General features: G+C 71.2%; 12 protein-coding genes. 6 read left to right on the forward strand and 6 right to left on the reverse strand.

Features of this window, described 5'->3' with window-relative positions:
* Both STRIP9103_RS17905 and STRIP9103_RS17910 read right to left on the reverse strand, forming a co-directional pair.
* Nucleotides 1–392 (reverse strand): SRPBCC family protein (locus STRIP9103_RS17905; RefSeq protein ID WP_009314123.1); only part of this gene is annotated, 392 nt, incomplete at its 3' end.
* Nucleotides 393–397: 5 nt separating this feature from the next.
* Entirely contained in the window at nt 398–1099 is a 702-nt protein-coding gene (locus STRIP9103_RS17910; RefSeq protein ID WP_199790549.1) for a CGNR zinc finger domain-containing protein, read from the reverse strand.
* Between the two features lie 21 nt (nt 1100–1120).
* Here STRIP9103_RS17910 and STRIP9103_RS17915 point away from each other — a divergent pair, with 21 nt between their 5' ends.
* On the forward strand, nt 1121–1579 hold the full coding sequence (locus tag STRIP9103_RS17915; protein ID WP_048820488.1) for a VOC family protein: 459 nt from the start codon (nt 1121–1123) through the stop codon (nt 1577–1579).
* A 45-nt stretch (nt 1580–1624) separates the two neighbouring features.
* Here the strand turns inward: STRIP9103_RS17915 and STRIP9103_RS45525 are convergent, their stop codons facing one another.
* Complete coding sequence (locus STRIP9103_RS45525) at nt 1625–1930, reverse strand: hypothetical protein (protein WP_158696886.1); 306 nt, start codon at nt 1928–1930, stop codon at nt 1625–1627.
* A gap of 114 nt (nt 1931–2044) precedes the next feature.
* On the opposite strand from STRIP9103_RS45525, the gene STRIP9103_RS17920 reads away from it, so the two are divergent.
* Nucleotides 2045–3106, forward strand: a complete 1062-nt coding sequence (locus STRIP9103_RS17920; RefSeq protein WP_078613952.1) for a helix-turn-helix domain-containing protein — start codon at nt 2045–2047, stop codon at nt 3104–3106.
* Nucleotides 3107–3164: 58 nt separating this feature from the next.
* Here STRIP9103_RS17920 and STRIP9103_RS17925 read toward each other — a convergent pair whose 3' ends face one another.
* Nucleotides 3165–4682 (reverse strand): MFS transporter, encoded by a 1518-nt coding sequence (locus tag STRIP9103_RS17925; protein ID WP_078613953.1) that lies wholly within the window; start codon nt 4680–4682, stop codon nt 3165–3167.
* A 131-nt stretch (nt 4683–4813) separates the two neighbouring features.
* Between STRIP9103_RS17925 and dusB the strand changes: the two genes are divergently transcribed.
* Nucleotides 4814–5980: a tRNA dihydrouridine synthase DusB gene (gene dusB / locus STRIP9103_RS17930; RefSeq protein ID WP_009314130.1), complete on the forward strand. Its 1167-nt coding sequence runs from the start codon at nt 4814–4816 to the stop codon at nt 5978–5980.
* Nucleotides 5981–6069: 89 nt separating this feature from the next.
* On the forward strand, nt 6070–7140 hold the full coding sequence (locus STRIP9103_RS17935; RefSeq protein ID WP_009314132.1) for a polysaccharide pyruvyl transferase family protein: 1071 nt from the start codon (nt 6070–6072) through the stop codon (nt 7138–7140).
* 141 nt (nt 7141–7281) lie between these two features.
* Here STRIP9103_RS17935 and STRIP9103_RS17940 read toward each other — a convergent pair whose 3' ends face one another.
* Complete coding sequence (locus tag STRIP9103_RS17940; RefSeq protein WP_009314126.1) at nt 7282–9222, reverse strand: amylo-alpha-1,6-glucosidase; 1941 nt, start codon at nt 9220–9222, stop codon at nt 7282–7284.
* Complete coding sequence (locus STRIP9103_RS51550; protein ID WP_009314121.1) at nt 9219–10880, reverse strand: MGH1-like glycoside hydrolase domain-containing protein; 1662 nt, start codon at nt 10878–10880, stop codon at nt 9219–9221. Before STRIP9103_RS51550 ends, STRIP9103_RS17940 begins: the two co-directional genes overlap by 4 nt.
* Before the next feature lie 186 nt (nt 10881–11066).
* On the opposite strand from STRIP9103_RS51550, the gene STRIP9103_RS17950 reads away from it, so the two are divergent.
* Together STRIP9103_RS17950 and ppdK are read left to right on the forward strand one after the other, a co-directional pair.
* A complete protein-coding gene (locus STRIP9103_RS17950) occupies nt 11067–12302 on the forward strand; it encodes an ROK family protein (RefSeq protein ID WP_048820490.1) in 1236 nt (411 codons plus the stop codon).
* 469 nt (nt 12303–12771) lie between these two features.
* The gene (gene ppdK, locus STRIP9103_RS17955) at nt 12772–15534 is read left to right on the forward strand and encodes a pyruvate, phosphate dikinase (RefSeq protein WP_009314129.1); all 2763 of its coding nucleotides are present in this window, start codon (nt 12772–12774) and stop codon (nt 15532–15534) included.
* Nucleotides 15535–15665: the final 131 nt, after the last annotated feature.

The raw sequence follows: 15665 nt of genomic DNA on the forward strand, positions 1-15665 counted from the left end.
CGGCCCATCACCCGCTGCCAGTGCGCCCGTCGCCGTTCACGCTCCTCGGCGCTCGCCATCCGTTCCTGATGGAAGCGGAGGACCGCCCTGCCGCCGGCCGCGGCCGACACGGCGACCTGGACGGTCGTATCGCCGTACGTGACGCGGATACGGTCACCGGGCCGATACCCGCGCACCTCCCCGCCGACCCCCGCGTCGGTGACGTACGAGGCACCGCGCTCGGGAGCGAACCGCGCCCCGCGCCCGAGCCAGAGCTCCAGCCCGCGCGGCCCGCTGATGAACTCCCACACGGCGGACGGCGATCGGGGAAGCGTCCGGGAGACACCGATCTCCCATCCGGCGTCCTTGGTGAGCCCGGTGGCGCCGGTGGTTCGAGTGGTTCGAGTGGGCATGAGGATCACTCCCTGTTTCTCGGTCGGCTCTTCCTGTGCTCGGCCGGCTCTTCCTCCGCTCGGCGGGCCCGGTGGGCGCGGACCTTGTTGCGGTTGCCGCAGTGCTCCATCGAGCACCAGCGGCGGCGGCCGGGGCGTGAGGTGTCGACGTAGAGGAGATGGCAGCGCTCGCCGGCGCACATGCGGACGCGTGCGGCGTGGGGGCCGGTGAGGAGTTCGACGGCGTCACGGGCGACGGTGGACATCAGCTGCGCCCCGGTCGCGGCGCCGGCCGCCCAGCCGCGGGTGCCGTCCTCGCGGAGGGCGGGGGCGAGCGGTGGTCGGGCGGCGGCTTCGTTGATGACGCGGAGGTCGGCGGGGTCGGCCGCCGGTATGCCCAGCTCGGGCAGGCCGTCGCCGTGGACGCGGGAGACGAACGTACGGGTCAGCGCGTCGCGCAGCCGACGGGTGTACGCGACGTCGTCGTCCGTGACGTCGAACGATTCGGGGGTTGGCGTGAGCCGGGACTCGGCGACCCATTTGACCAGGTCATCGGGGGTGCTCAGCACCTCGAAGCGGGCGAGGGCGCCGGGTCCGCCGGTGACGAGCAGTTCCAGGCAGAGGGCGCCCGGATCGAACCGGTAGACGTTGCCGGAGTGGGACCGCAGGAGGATGCCCGACACTCCCGGACCCCCTTCTGGGGCCGATGCCATGGACGACGAGGCCATGTAACCACTATAACCGGTTACATGACTGTCGCGCTGAACTGGAAACTGGTCATCGACACCCGGGACGCCCAGCCCCTCGCCGACTTCTGGGCCGCCGCCCTCGGCTACGAGGTGGAGGACCCCAGCGAGCTGATCGCCCGGCTCCTCTCCACCGGCGACCTCCCCGAGGCCGCCGTCACCGAACACAACGGCCACCGCGTGTTCCGCGGCTACGCCGCCGTCCGCCACCCCGACGACCCGTACGACCCCTTCACCGGCATCGGCAAGGGCCGCCGCCTTCTCTTCCAGGACGTCCCGGAACCCAAGACGACCAAGAACCGCCTCCACATCGACATCCACGCCGAACCGGGCGGCCGGGACGAACTCGTCACCCGCCTGGAAACCCTGGGCGCCACACGCGTCGAGGAGTTCGACAAGGGCCCGGCGGGCCACTGGTGGCTGATGCGGGACCCGGAGGGAAACGAGTTCTGCGTGGCGTAGGACACCCGCGGACGCCGTATCACCTGGGGACGCCGTATCACCTGGTCATCCGATGTCCGGCCCGCGCGCCGCCACCCGACCGCCCCCGTTCCGGAGCCCGGACCGGGTGAGCTGCTCGTCCGTACCGAAGCGGTCGGTGTCACCCCGCCGGCCGTACGAAAGGTGCGCGAGGGCTCCGAGCCCGTCCCGCTCAGCGGCGAAGCGGCGGGCACCGTCGCCGCCGTCGACCACACCATGGCCTCCGCCGTTCCCGATTCCGCGAGCAGCGTCGACGCCGTGGCCCTGGTCCGCGGCGGCCTGGTGGCACGCGGCGCCCCTGAGGCCGGCCGCCCCCACCCCGGTCCTCGACATCCGGGCGTTGCCACCCGTCCTGTCGTCACCATCCCTACCCCGCGTCCGATTTCCGCCACGTGCGAGGATGTCGGCGGAAATCGCCCGGCGGGGGCGGTGGGGAAAAGGGACGCAATGATCGGGACCGTGTTCCGTAGCGAGGACCTGCCTGCGGGGGAGAGATTCGATCACTGGCGGGCGATGGTCGGTCAGACCCGGTCGCCCAGCGACATCATCAGTGCCCATACCGCCGACTTCTGGGCGGAGGCCCGGCTGATGGAGCTCGGGCCGGTGACCGTGTGGCCGACGTCGTTCCTGCCGACGCGGTATCGGCGGAGCCAGAAGATGGTGCGGCAGTCCGACCCCGAGCTGTATCACCTGTCGCTGCTGCTCGACGGAGGGATGGCCCTCGACCACGTCGGACGGACCGCCGTCTTCGGCCCGCGCGACCTGCACCTGGCCGACAGTTCACAGCCGTACGACCTTCAGCCGTACGGCGTAGGCCCCGGCCGGGTCGTCAAGGGTGTCGGCGTCGACTTCCCCAAGGCACTGCTGCCCCTGCCGCCGCACCGGGTACGGGAGTTGCTGGGCCGGGGGCTGTCGGGCCGGGACGGGCTCGGGGCGCTGCTGACGGACTTCCTCGTCGGCCTGGAGCGGCAGGCCGACCACCTCCAGCCGGCCGACGGGCCCCGCCTGGGCACGGTCGTGCTGGACCTGGTGTCGGCGTGGTGCGCCCATGCGCTGGAGGCCGAGGCCGCCCTGCCGCCGGAGACCCGTCAGCAGGTCATGGTGCGCCGCATACAGGCGTTCATCCGGCAGAACCTGCACGACCCGGAGCTGTCGCCCCCGGCGATCGCCGCCGCGCACCACATCTCCGTCAGCTATCTGCACCGCATCTTCCAGCAGCAGACCCAGGGCGAGACGGTCGCCGCCTGGATACGCCGCCGACGCCTGGAGGGCGCCCACCGCGACCTCGCCGACCCCTCACTCCGCGCCACCCCGATCCACACCGTCGCCGCCCGCTGGGGCATCCCCCGGGCCTCCGACTTCACCCGCGCCTTCCGCGCCGCGTACGGGCTCTCGCCCAAGGAATACCGGCTCCAGACCTTGGTGGAGCGGGAGTGCGAAGCTCCGCTCAACGATCGGCTCCGGCCGATGGGTAGCCCGGTTCAGCCATCAGCGCCGGTGAAGGAGTAGCCCGGTTCAGCCGTCGGCTCCGGTCGACGAGTAGTCCGGGTTCAACCATCAGCCCCGGTCAACGGTGCTGCGGTCGGCGCGGGCGCTTCGGGTCGGCTTCCACGGCACCCCGCACCTCCGGCGACTCCAGCCGCTCCGCGGCCTCCGCCGACGCGGGGGCCGCCGCCTCCAGCCGCGCCGCCGACCGCTCCGCGGTCCCGCGTGCCCACGCCCCGGTCGTCAGCGCGCCCAGCACCAAGACCGCGAGTCCGCACCCGGTGATGATCCACCACGCGGGTCGCGCCGCCGACACGAACGTGCTCTCGTACGAGGCGGAGCCCACCCCCGCCGCCAGCACCGCACCGATCACCGCGACCCCGAGCGTCTGCCCGATCTGGCGGCTGGTGGAGGCGACGGCGGCGGCGACGCCGGCCTGGGCGCGGGGCATGCCCGACACCGCCGTGTTGGTGATCGGCGCGTTCACGAAACCGAAGCCGAGGCCGAACAGCACATAGCCGAGGAACAGGGTGACGTTCGACGACTCGGCGGCCTCGGACACCGCGAACAGCGCCCCGCACGAGGTCATGGCCGCCCCGGCGATCAGCAACGGCAGCCGGGGCCCGCGGCTGCCGACCAGCCGCCCGGCCAGCGGTGCGCAGACGAAGCACGGGAACGCCATCGGCAGCATCCACAGCCCGGCGTGCACCGCGTCCAGGCCACGTACGTTCTGCAGGTAGAGCGCCGACAGGAAGAGGAAGCCGCCGAGTGCCGCGAACGAGCTGATCGCTATCACGGTCGCCCCGCTGAACGGTGCCGAGCGGAAGAACCGCAGGTCGATGAGGGGTTCGGCGCGGCGGGGCTCGTACCACAGCAGACCGAGCAGCGCGGCGAGCGCGATACCGCCGAAGAGCACGACCTCGGCGACCGGCGCGGTCGGCGCCTCGATGATCGCGTACGTCAGCGAACCGAGCAGCGCGATGACGAGGGACTGTCCGACGGGGTCGGGCCGGCGCGCCTTCGGTGCGCGTGACTCGGGCACGTACCGCCAGGTCAGCAGCAGCGCGACGAGGCCGACCGGGAGGTTGATCCAGAAGATCGAGCGCCAGCCGACGGAATCCACGAGCAGCCCGCCGATCAGTGGCCCGGCGGCCATGGAGATGCCCACCACGCCACCCCACACCCCGATCGCACGGGCCCGCTCGCGCGGGGCGGTGAACGTGTTGGTGATGATCGACATCGCGACCGGGTTGAGCATCGATCCGCCGACCGCCTGCACCATGCGGAAGGCGACCAGCGACTCCAGGTCCGGGGCGAGGGAGCACAGCACCGAGCCGATCGTGAAGACGACCAGGCCCGCCATGAAGACCCGCTTACGGCCGATCCGGTCCGCCGTCGACCCGGCCGGCATCAGCAGCGAGGCCAGCACCACCGTGTATCCGTCGATCGTCCACTGCAGGCCCGCGACGGTCGTGTCCAGATCCTTCTGCATGACCGGCAGGGCGACATTGAGCACCGTGGTGTCCAGGCTCACGATCAGCAGACTCATGCAGCAGATCGCGAGCACCAGCATGCGACGACGTGCGGTGAGCTCGGGCATGTCGTCCATCGTAGGCCGATTTCAATAGTGTGTCTAACTAATGGTTGCCGTCCGATCATCGCGATGGGAGGCGAGTGGATGGGAGGCGAGTGGGGGACAGGCCGATGGGTGCGATGGGCGACAATGGAGCAATGCCCACGCCCGTGTCCCCCTTGCAGATCGGTCCGCACACCGTCCAGCCGCCCGTCGTCCTGGCGCCCATGGCCGGGATCACGAACGCGCCCTTCCGCACCCTGTGCAGAGAGTTCAGCGGCGGCAAGGGACTGTTCGTGAGCGAGATGATCACGACGCGGGCGCTGGTCGAGCGCAACGAGAAGACCATGCAGCTGATCCACTTCGACGCGACCGAGAAGCCGCGCTCGATCCAGCTGTACGGCGTCGACCCGGCGACCGTGGGCAAGGCCGTCCGCATGATCGCGGAGGAGGGTCTCGCCGACCACATCGACCTCAACTTCGGCTGCCCGGTCCCGAAGGTGACGAGGAAGGGTGGCGGCTCCGCCCTCCCGTACAAGCGGAACCTGCTGCGCGCGATCCTGCGGGAGGCGGTGAGCGGCGCGGGTGACCTCCCGGTGACGATGAAGATGCGCAAGGGCATCGACGACGACCACATCACCTACCTCGACGCCGGCCGCATCGCCGCCGAGGAGGGCGTCACCGCGATCGCCCTGCATGGCCGTACGGCCGCCCAGCACTACGGCGGCACCGCCGACTGGGACGCCATCGCCCGGCTGAAGGAGCACGTCCCCGAGATCCCGGTGCTCGGCAACGGGGACATCTGGTCGGCCGAGGACGCGTTGCGGATGGTCCGGGAGACCGGCTGCGACGGAGTCGTCGTCGGGCGCGGCTGCCTCGGCCGGCCCTGGCTGTTCGCCGACCTGGTCGCCGCCTTCGAGGGGCGTACGGAGGCTCGTGCCGCGGACGCTGCTGGATGGGGTGCGCGGCCCTCGCTCCGCGAAGTCGCCGACATCATGGTCCGCCACGCCACCCTGCTCGGCGAGTGGATCGGCGACGAGTCGAAGGGTGTCGTCGACTTCCGCAAGCACGTGGCCTGGTATCTGAAGGGCTTCGCGGTCGGCTCCGAGATGCGCAAGCGGCTCGCCGTCACCTCCTCCCTCGCCGAACTCCGCGCCGGACTCGACGAGTTGGGCCTCGACCAGCCCTGGCCCACCGGCGCCGACGGACCGCGCGGCCGTACCTCCGGCAACAACCGCGTCGTCCTGCCCGACGGCTGGCTCAAGGACCCGTACGACTGCGCGGGCATCAGCGAGGACGCCGAACTGGACACATCCGGGGGCTAGTTACCCCGTTCTGCCGGGTTTCCGGTCTTTGTGCGGCCGGTTTCCGTCATCTCGGAATGGGTGGAGAAATGTCCGGGTAGCGCGTTTTGGTGTGCGGAGCGAACGAGCCACCACCCCCCTCCTACGTCCCCCACTGCGCCCCCTACGTCTCGTACGTCCTGACCGTCCTGGACCGGCTCGTCCCGGCCGGCACCCGGTGCGCGGTCATCGGCGCGCCGCTGACGTCCAACGTCGGTGACAGCGCGATCTGGTTGGGGCAGCGGGCCCTGCTCGACGCCCTGCGAGCCGAGGTGCGCTACGCCTGCGACCTGATGTCGTACGACGCCGGGCACCTGGCGGCGTGTGTGCCCGAGGGACCGATCCTGCTGACCGGTGGCGGCACCCTCGGCGACCTGTGGGAGGACAGCCAACTGCTGCGGGAGCAGGTGCTGCGCGACTTCCCCGACCGCCGCGTCCTCCAACTGCCCCAGTCGGTGCACTTCACGGACCACGCCAACCTCACCCGCGCCCGCCGCGCCTTCGACGCCCACCCCGACCTCACCCTGCTGCTGCGCGACCGGCACAGCCTGCGCCGCTGCCGCACCGTCTTCGAGGCCCCGGCCCTGCTCGCGCCCGACCTGGCGTTCGCCGTGCCGCCGGCCGCACTGGCCGGCGGCACGGCCGGCCATGACGTCGTCTGGCTGGCCCGCGAGGACAAGGAGTCCGCGAAGGGCCCACCGGCCGGACGCGGCCCGGCGAGGAAGGAGCGCGGCGGCCCGTACGTCTTCGACTGGGCGAGGGAGGTCACGGACGCGGAGTGGCGCCAGGCCAAGGAAACCCTGTGGCGCAGCCGCGCCCGCGCCCTGTGTCGAGCCGGCTCCGGCGACCCGGCGGGAGCGATCCCCGCCCTCCTCACCGCGTACGACGGCCTCGCCCGCCTCCAACTCGCACGCGGCTGCCGCCTGTTGACGTCAGGCCGAGTAGCCGTGACCGACCGCCTCCACGGTCACGTCCTCAGCGTCCTCCTGTCCCTCCCCCATGTCCTGCTGGCCGACCGCTACGGCAAGTCCCGCAACTACTGGGAGACGTGGACGACCCACCGCCCGGCGACGGCCGAGTGGGCATGGACGGAGAAGGAGGCGAGGGAGACCGCGGGAAGGCTGCTGGCTGGGCTGACGTGAAGTGCGGCGCGCCCCGATGGGGGCGCGGGGCTGTGTCGACATGCGGCTCCGCCGCGCGGGCGCGATCCACCACAACGAACCGGTGGCCCGCGAACGACCCCACGCCCCAACGGCGCTCAACGGCTCGACCCGGCGGAGCGCTCACGCGCCTCCAACCGCCGTCAACAGCGCCAACGGAGCCGCCGCCGCCCGAGACTCCCGCACACACGCATGCGGATACGGCACGGGCTCCCCATGCGTGTCCCGCCCGTACCCGGCGATCACCTCCGGCAGCCGATGCCCGGCGGCGGTGGCGGCGTCCACCAACCCGAGGGCGACCGTACGAGCCTCGTCATGCAGCCCGTACCGTGCCAACCCCAGCGTGATCAGGGCGTTGTCGTGCGGCCAGACCGACCCGCGGTGATACGACAGCGGGTGATACGCGGGCTGCCCTGCGGCCAGTGTCCGTACGCCCCACCCGGAGAAGAAGTCGGGTTCGAGGAGCCGCCGCCCGACGAGTTCCCCGTACTCCTTGTCCAGCAGCCCCGACCACAACAGATGCCCGGCGTCCGAGGCGAGCGCGTCGACGGGCTTGCCCTCGCGGTCCAACGCCAGTGCGGGAAAGGCCTGTTCGGTCATCCAGAAGTCCCGCTGGAAGCGATCGCGGAGGTCGGCGGCGGCCTGCTCCAGCAGCGCCGCGTAGACCTCGTCCTCCCAGACCGTACGGGCGACCCAGGCCGTACGGCGCAGCGCGTCGTACGCATAGCCCTGCGCTCCCGCGGCCATCACCGGCCCGCTGACCGGCCGGCTGCCGTCGGCGGAGCAGATGGAGCCGGGGGTGTCCTTCCAGTTCTGGTTGGCGAGACCGCCCTCGTCGGCGCGGTAGACGAGATAGCCGCGGGAGGTGAGGCCGCCGTGGTCCAGCATCCAGCCGATGGCGGCACGGGCGTGCGGTTCGAGGCGCCGGGCGAGGGTGACGTCCCCGGTCTGCTCCACATACGCGCCGAGGAGCACGAGGAACAGCGGGGTCGCGTCCACCGAGCCGTAGTAACGCCCGTACGGCACCTGCCCGAAGTGCGCCAGCTCGCCGTGCCGCATCTCGTGCACGATCTTGCCGGGCTGGGCCACCGAGTCGACGCTCACCTCGGTTGCCTGGGCGGCGGCGAGCGCGAGCAGGGTCGCGGCGGCCGGTTCGGGGCGGTAGGGGAGGGCGAAGAGGGAGGTCAGCAGGGCGTCGCGGCCGAGGAGGGTCAGGAACCAGGGCGCGCCGGCGGCGGGCACCCGCAGCGTCTCGCCGTCCGGGCCGGTCGCCGGGACCTGGAGCGCGGCGAGATCGGCGAGGCCCCGGGCGCAGGCGGCGGCCAGCTCCGGCCAGCCGGTCGGGAAGGCCACGCCCTCGATGAACTCCTCCTCCAGCGCGAGGGTCCGCTCGTTCACGGCGGCCGGTGAGCGCGGCACCCGCAGGGCCCGCTTGTCGCCGTGCGGTCGCGCCATCACCCGCAGGATCAGCTCGACCGAGCCGTGCGGTTCGAGGTCCAGGGCCCACACGAGCCGCCGCGCGCCGGTGCCGGTCTCCTCCACGGCGTCCGGCGCCGGTTCGGCCGTGACCGTCGTACAGGATCGCCACTCACCGCGCCGGTATGTGAACTCGACGCCGTCGGGGAGGACTTCACGCTTTCTGACGATGCCCGACTTGGCGTACGTACGGAAGTCGGAGCGCAGCTCGAACTGGTCGGTGAAGTCGGCGTCCGCGGTGATCGCGACGCGGACCGTGGTCGGCACCGGGTGGTTGCTGGTGACGCGCAGTGACTCCACGAACGCGCTGTCGGAGACGGCCTGTTCACGGAAGAGCGTGTACGCGGGCGGCTCCTGACGACCGCCGCGGGGTACGAGGACGCAGCGCGCGATGTCGCCGTCCGCGACCGGTGTGAGCGTCTCGGGAACCGCGCCGTCGACGGTCAGCTGCCATCGGCTCAGATGCCGGGCGTCCCGTACGAACAGCCCGTCCGGGGAGTTGCCGCCCCGCACCCCGCTGATGTCGCCGCCGTCGCCCACGGCGGCGAACGTCCCGCCGCGCACGAGCAGGTGATGCCGGTACGTCATCCCCGGCCCCCTCCCTTGTCACTCATGTCGAAGGTGCGGATGTGCTGGTCGTGATCGCTGTGCCCGCCGTGTTCGCCGTGCCGGTCGGGTTCACCGCGCCGGTCGTCCTGGTGCAGCAGGTCGAGCGTGAGCGCGGCGGTCCAGCTGAAGCGGAGTGCTCCGCGGGCCTCGCCGGTGTACGGGTCCACGTACTCGGCGAACCCGGAGGCGCCGGCGGTCTCCAGGAACGCCGCCCGCAACGCGTCGGCCCGCCCCAGCTCCCCGTGCACCCTGAGCCCCCGCTCCACCATCCAGTTCGTGTTGAACCAGGCCGGTCCACGCCAGTACCGATGCGGATCGAAGGCCTCACCGGTGAGGTCGTACGACGGCACGAGCCGCGTGGCGCCGCCGAGCCCGAAGCGGGGGCCGTGGACCGTGCGCACGAGCGCGGAGACGATGTCGCGGGGGAGGCCGGGGAGGAGGAGTGGGATGAGCCCGGAGACGCTGCGCTCGGGGATGAGAGCACCGGTCTGCGAGCGCCGCTCCGAGGCGAGAGCGGTGCTCCGAGACTGCCGATCGCATTCGTGAGCGGTGTTCCGAGAGCGCTGCTCGGTTTCGTGAGCGCTGCTCCGAGGGCGTCGCTCGGCTCCCGGGACGCCACTCGGCGAGCGGTGATCCGAATCGAGAGCGGCGCTCTCGCCGACCGCGTTCACATCCCGGCAGAAGAACATCCCCTCCGCCGGGTCCCACAGCCGCTCCACCAGGGCCGTTGTCAGTCGCTCGGCCCGCCCGTGCCGGGCCGTGCCCGGGGCGCCGAGTTCCTTCGCTATACGGGCGAGGGCGTGTTCGGAGGCGATGAGGAGGGCGTTGAAGGCGGGGTCCTCGACGGCGAAGCCGCCCACCCCGTCCCGGTAGCCGCCGTCCCGGTAGTCCGTCGCGAGTCGTACGTACCGCCCGTAGTCCAGATCCGTCGGCCGGTCCTCGGCCGCGCCGTGGTCGAGGTCGGCACGGCGGAAGGAGCGGGGCGGGGCGGGGGTGATACGCGAGAGGGGGGCGTCCCAGGTGGGGCTGTTGTCCATGCCCTGTTCCCAGGGGTGGACGACGGAGACGAGCCCGGCGCCGCCGAGGTCCCGGCGGTGCAGCAGATAGCGGTGCCAGGCGGCCAGGCGCGGGTACACCCGGGGCAGGAAGCCGCGCGCCCGGGACAGCCCGGGGTCCGCCCGGTGCACCAGCCACGCGGCCAGCGCGTGCACCGGCGGCTGCACGATGCCCGAGGTCTGCGTGGTGTGCGGGGCGCCCGCGGCGCGCCCCGCGGTCGAGGAGCGCCAGAAGTCGGGGCTCGGGAAGTACGCGTCGAGCGGCACGGAGGGGTTGAAGACGATGTGCGGGATCCGTCCGTCGCCCCACTGGGCGGTGAGCAGCGTCTCCAACTCGGTCTGCGCCCGGAGCGGCGACAGATGCCGCAGCCCGATCGCGATGAACGCCGAGTCCCACGACCACTGGTGCGGATACAGCGTGCGCGACGGCACCGTGGACCGGCCCGTCCAGTTGGCCGCCAGCACCTCCGCCGCCGCACGGTGCAGCGAGCCGGCCGCCGTGGCCGGATCGTATACATCGATCCCGCCGGGCGCGCCCGCGCCGGTTCCGTGACGTGCGGTGAACTGGATTGTGCGGTCCACTCAGGGCTCCCCGAGGACGAGATGCCGATCGGTTCGGCGGTAGCTACCGTAGGGTTACGTCTATTTAACACGCAAAACTCAATATGTAATGCAGAGTTGGTGAGCGCAAGAGGGTGGACGGCAATGAACGCGGCGTTACGCGCGCCGTGGACATCGCGGGGCTCGTCGGCGCGGGTGGATGATCGGATGAGTGATCGTGCGAGTGGGAGGGCCGTGAAGGTGGGCAGCAGTCACGCCGGTGCCGGAGATCTGCTGGAGCTGGTGCGCAGCGGCCGGGCGACGACGCGTGGCGCGCTCCAACAGGCGACGGGCCTGTCCCGGGCCACGGTCGGCCAGCGTCTGGACCGGCTCTTCCGCGCGGGCTGGCTGCGCGAGGGCGCCGGCGGCCCCGTCGACTCCCCGCTCGGCGGCCGTCCCTCGATCACCCTCGAATTCGACGACGAGCACGCCGTGGTCCTCGCCGCCGACCTCGACACCCGCCACGCCCGCGCCGCGGTCCTCTCCCTCACCGGCGAGATCCAGTCCGAGCACACCGGCACCCTGGTCATCGAGGACGGCCCCGACGCCGTACTGGACGAACTGGGCCGCTGGTTCGCCGAGTTGCTGGAGAAGGCGGGCCGCTCGGCGGACGCGGTGTGCGGCATCGGCCTCGCGGTGCCCGGCCCGGTGGACAGCGACACCGGCCGGGTCGTGCAGCCGCCGATGATGCCCGGCTGGGACGGCTACGACATAAGGAGCCGCCTCTCCCGCGCCTTCGCCGCACACGCGTCCGGCCCCGCGGGCACACCGGTCCTCGTCGACAACGACGCCAACCTCATGGCCTACGGCGAACAGCGCACCGGCTACGCGGACTGCTCGGCCTTCGCCCTGGTCAAGGTGTCCACGGGCATCGGCGCGGGGATGGTGGTCGGCGGCTCGATATACCGGGGCGTCGACGGCGGCGCCGGCGACATCGGCCATATCCGGGTCCCGGAGGGCGCGGACGCGCTGTGCCGGTGCGGCTCGTACGGCTGTCTGGCGGCCGTCGCGAGCGGCGGCGCGGTCGCGCGCAAGCTGACGGAGGCGGGGGTTCCGGCGGCCTCGGGCTCGGATGTACGCGACCTGCTGACCGCTGGGCACCCCGGGGCGACGGCGCTCGCGCGCGAGGCGGGCCGGGCCGTGGGGGACGTACTGGCGACGGTGGTGACCCTGCTGAACCCCGGGGTCCTGATGATCGCCGGGGATTTGGCCGGAACCGCCTTCCTCACCGGCGTCCGCGAACTCCTCTATCAGCGCGCCCTGCCCCGCTCCACCGCCCACCTCGACGTGGTCACCTCCCGCCTCGGCGAGCGGGCGGGCCTGATCGGGGCGGGCGCCCTGGTCGTCGAGCACTTGTACGCGCCCGGGCGGGTGGAGGAGCGGTTGGCGGCGCTCGGGGTGTGATGGCTCCTCCGGCGTGGCGCGGCGTGGCGAGGGCGGCGCGCTGAGGCGGTGACGGGCATGTTTCGGCCCGGAAAACCGTCCCGTCGGCCGTCCGCATGGTGAAATCCCGCCCCTTCGAACGGCGTGATTCTCGCCACCCCTGATCGGGGCTGCGCTCAGATGAGCGAATCATGACCGATTCCGGCTTTTCAAGGTGTGGCACTCAGTGCCACGGTTTGATCGTTCATCGAGCGAACTCAGGCGTGCTGTTTGGCGCTCATGTGAGCGCGAAGTCGCCCATGGGGCGATCGGTGCGTTCAAGAACCGAACACATCCACATCTCGTTCCTTGCCAAGCCTTGACTTTCGATCTGCTGGCGGACGGGTGGTTACAGGCGCATGACGCGCAAGTGGACGTACCCAGGTACCTTCGATCTGGGTATGTTCCTGGCCGTCAGGGCAGCCACCGCGTCCTCAAGGAGTTGGGACCCGTGTCGGAAAACAAAGATCCCCACGTAGGCCACGAAGCTCACGGCGTTGAGGGCGTGAAGTTTGTTTATGACTTCACCGAAGGCAACAAGGACCTGAAGGACCTCCTCGGCGGCAAGGGCGCGAACCTCGCCGAGATGACCAACCTCGGCCTCCCCGTGCCCCCCGGCTTCACCATCACCACCGAGGCCTGCAAGGTCTACCTCGACAGCGGCGAGGAACCGGCGGCACTCCGTGACGAGGTCAGCGCGCATCTCGCGGCGCTCGAGGAGCGGATGGGCAAGAAGCTCGGCCAGGCCGACAACCCGCTGCTCGTCTCGGTCCGCTCCGGTGCGAAGTTCTCGATGCCCGGAATGATGGACACCGTTCTGAACATCGGCCTCTCCGACAAGTCGGTGAAGGGCCTCGCCGACCAGGCGGGCGACGACCGCTTCGCCTGGGACTCGTACCGCCGACTCATCCAGATGTTCGGCAAGACGGTCCTCGGCGTCGACGGCGACCTCTTCGAGGAGGCCCTGGAGGCGGCGAAGGTGGCCAAGAAGGTCGCGGTCGACACCGACCTCGAGGCGGCCGACCTGAAGAAGCTGGTCGCCAAGTACAAGAAGATCGTCAAGACCGAGGCCGGCCGGGACTTCCCGCAGGACCCGCGCGAACAGATGGACCTCGCCATCAAGGCCGTCTTCGACTCCTGGAACGGCGACCGCGCGAAGCTCTACCGCCGCCAGGAGCGCATCCCGCACGACCTCGGCACGGCGGTCAACGTCTGCTCGATGGTCTTCGGCAACCTGGGCCCGGACTCCGGCACGGGCGTCGCCTTCACCCGCGACCCCGCCTCCGGCCACCAGGGCGTCTACGGCGACTACCTGCAGAACGCCCAGGGCGAGGACGTGGTCGCGGGCATCCGCAACACCGTCCCGCTGGCGGAGCTGGAGCAGATCGACAAGAAGTCGTACGACCAGCTGATGCAGATCATGGAGACCCTGGAGAACCACTACAAGGATCTCTGCGACATCGAGTTCACCATCGAGCGCGGCCAGCTGTGGATGCTCCAGACGCGCGTCGGCAAGCGGACGGCGGGCGCGGCGTTCCGTATCGCGACGCAGCTGGTGGACCAGGGGCTGATCGACGAGGCGGAGGCCCTGCAGCGTGTGACGGGCGCCCAGCTGGCCCAGCTGATGTTCCCTCGCTTCGACGACGAGTACGCCCGCGGCGGGAAAGGGGTCGAGAAGATCGGCCGGGGCATCGCGGCGTCGCCGGGTGCGGCGGTCGGCCGGGCGGTCTTCGACTCGTACACGGCCGTGAAGTGGTCGCGTTCCGGCGAGAAGGTCATCCTGGTCCGCCGTGAGACGAACCCCGACGACCTGGACGGCATGATCGCGGCGGAGGGCATCCTGACGTCGCGAGGCGGCAAGACCTCGCACGCGGCCGTGGTCGCGCGCGGCATGGGCAAGACCTGCGTCTGTGGCGCCGAGGAGCTGGAGGTCGACACCAAGCGCCGCCGGATGACGGTGCCGGGCGGCCACGTGGTGGAGGAGGGCGACCTCATCTCCATCGACGGTTCGAGCGGCAAGGTCTACCTGGGCGAGGTCCCGGTCGTCCCGTCCCCCGTCGTGGAGTACTTCGAGGGCCGGATGCACGCGGGTGCCCACGACGCCGACGAACTGGTGGAAGCCGTACACCGCATCATGGCCTTCGCGGACCGCAAGCGGAGGCTGAGGGTCCGGGCCAACGCGGACAACGCCGAGGACGCGCTGCGCGCCCGTCGCTTCGGCGCCCAGGGCATCGGTCTGTGCCGTACGGAGCACATGTTCCTCGGTGACCGCCGTGAGCTGGTCGAACGCCTCATCCTGGCGGACACGGAGGCGGAGCGCGAGGAGAGCCTGAAGGCACTGCTCCCCCTCCAGAAGCAGGACTTCGTTGAGCTGTTCTCGGCGATGGACGGCCTCCCCGTGACCATCCGCCTCCTCGACCCCCCGCTGCACGAGTTCCTGCCGGACATCACGGAACTGTCGGTGCGCGTGGCGCTGGCGGAGTCCCGCCAGGAGCCGCACGAGAACGAACTGCGCCTGCTGCAGGCGGTGCACCGCCTGCACGAACAGAACCCGATGCTGGGCCTGCGCGGCGTACGCCTCGGCCTGGTCATCCCCGGCCTGTTCACGATGCAGGTACGGGCGATCGCGGAGGCCGCGGCCGAGCGCAAGAACGCCAAGGGCGACCCGCGCGCGGAGATCATGATCCCGCTCGTCGGCACGGTCCAGGAGCTGGAGATCGTCCGCGAGGAGGCCGACCAGGTCGTCGCGGAGGTCGAGGCGGCGACGGGCACCGAACTGAAGCTGGCGATCGGCACGATGATCGAACTCCCGCGAGCCGCGCTGACCGCCGGTCAGATCGCGGAGGCGGCGGAGTTCTTCAGCTTCGGCACGAACGACCTGACGCAGACGGTCTGGGGCTTCAGCCGGGACGACGTGGAGGCCTCCTTCTTCACGGCCTACCTGGAGAAGGGCATCTTCGGCGTCTCCCCCTTCGAGACGATCGACAAGGACGGCGTGGGTTCCCTGGTGAAGCTCGCGGCGGAGGCCGGCCGAGCCACCCGCCCCGACCTGAAGCTCGGCGTCTGCGGCGAACACGGCGGCGACCCCGAGTCGGTCCACTTCTTCCACGAGGTAGGCCTCGACTACGTCTCCTGCTCCCCCTTCCGTATCCCGGTGGCCCGCCTGGAGGCCGGCCGAGCGGCTTCCCAGTCGACGGGCAGCGACCACCGGTAGCACCGGTGACGGGTGGCCGCCGGTGACCGGTAGCCACCGGTAGCACCCTGACCCCTGACCCCGGAACCGCCGCTCGTCCCCGACCGACCCTCACCGATGGGCGGCGGTTCCGGATCACGAAAAAGAGGGCG

The organism is Streptomyces ipomoeae 91-03 (assembly GCF_000317595.1).
GTDB classification, from domain to species: Bacteria; Actinomycetota; Actinomycetes; order Streptomycetales; family Streptomycetaceae; genus Streptomyces; species Streptomyces ipomoeae.

Bases quoted from the DNA above. Each gene is read 5' to 3' on its own strand.
- STRIP9103_RS17910 (WP_199790549.1), bottom strand. From the start codon at position 1,099: ATGGCCTCGTCGTCCATGGCATCGGCCCCAGAAGGGGGTCCGGGAGTG.
- STRIP9103_RS17915 (WP_048820488.1), top strand. From the start codon at position 1,121: ATGACTGTCGCGCTGAACTGGAAACTGGTCATCGACACCCGGGACGCC.
- STRIP9103_RS45525 (WP_158696886.1), bottom strand. From the start codon at position 1,930: ATGTCGAGGACCGGGGTGGGGGCGGCCGGCCTCAGGGGCGCCGCGTGC.
- STRIP9103_RS17920 (WP_078613952.1), top strand. From the start codon at position 2,045: ATGATCGGGACCGTGTTCCGTAGCGAGGACCTGCCTGCGGGGGAGAGA.
- STRIP9103_RS17925 (WP_078613953.1), bottom strand. From the start codon at position 4,682: ATGCCCGAGCTCACCGCACGTCGTCGCATGCTGGTGCTCGCGATCTGC.
- dusB (WP_009314130.1), top strand. From the start codon at position 4,814: ATGCCCACGCCCGTGTCCCCCTTGCAGATCGGTCCGCACACCGTCCAG.
- STRIP9103_RS17940 (WP_009314126.1), bottom strand. From the start codon at position 9,222: ATGACGTACCGGCATCACCTGCTCGTGCGCGGCGGGACGTTCGCCGCC.
- STRIP9103_RS17950 (WP_048820490.1), top strand. From the start codon at position 11,067: ATGAGTGATCGTGCGAGTGGGAGGGCCGTGAAGGTGGGCAGCAGTCAC.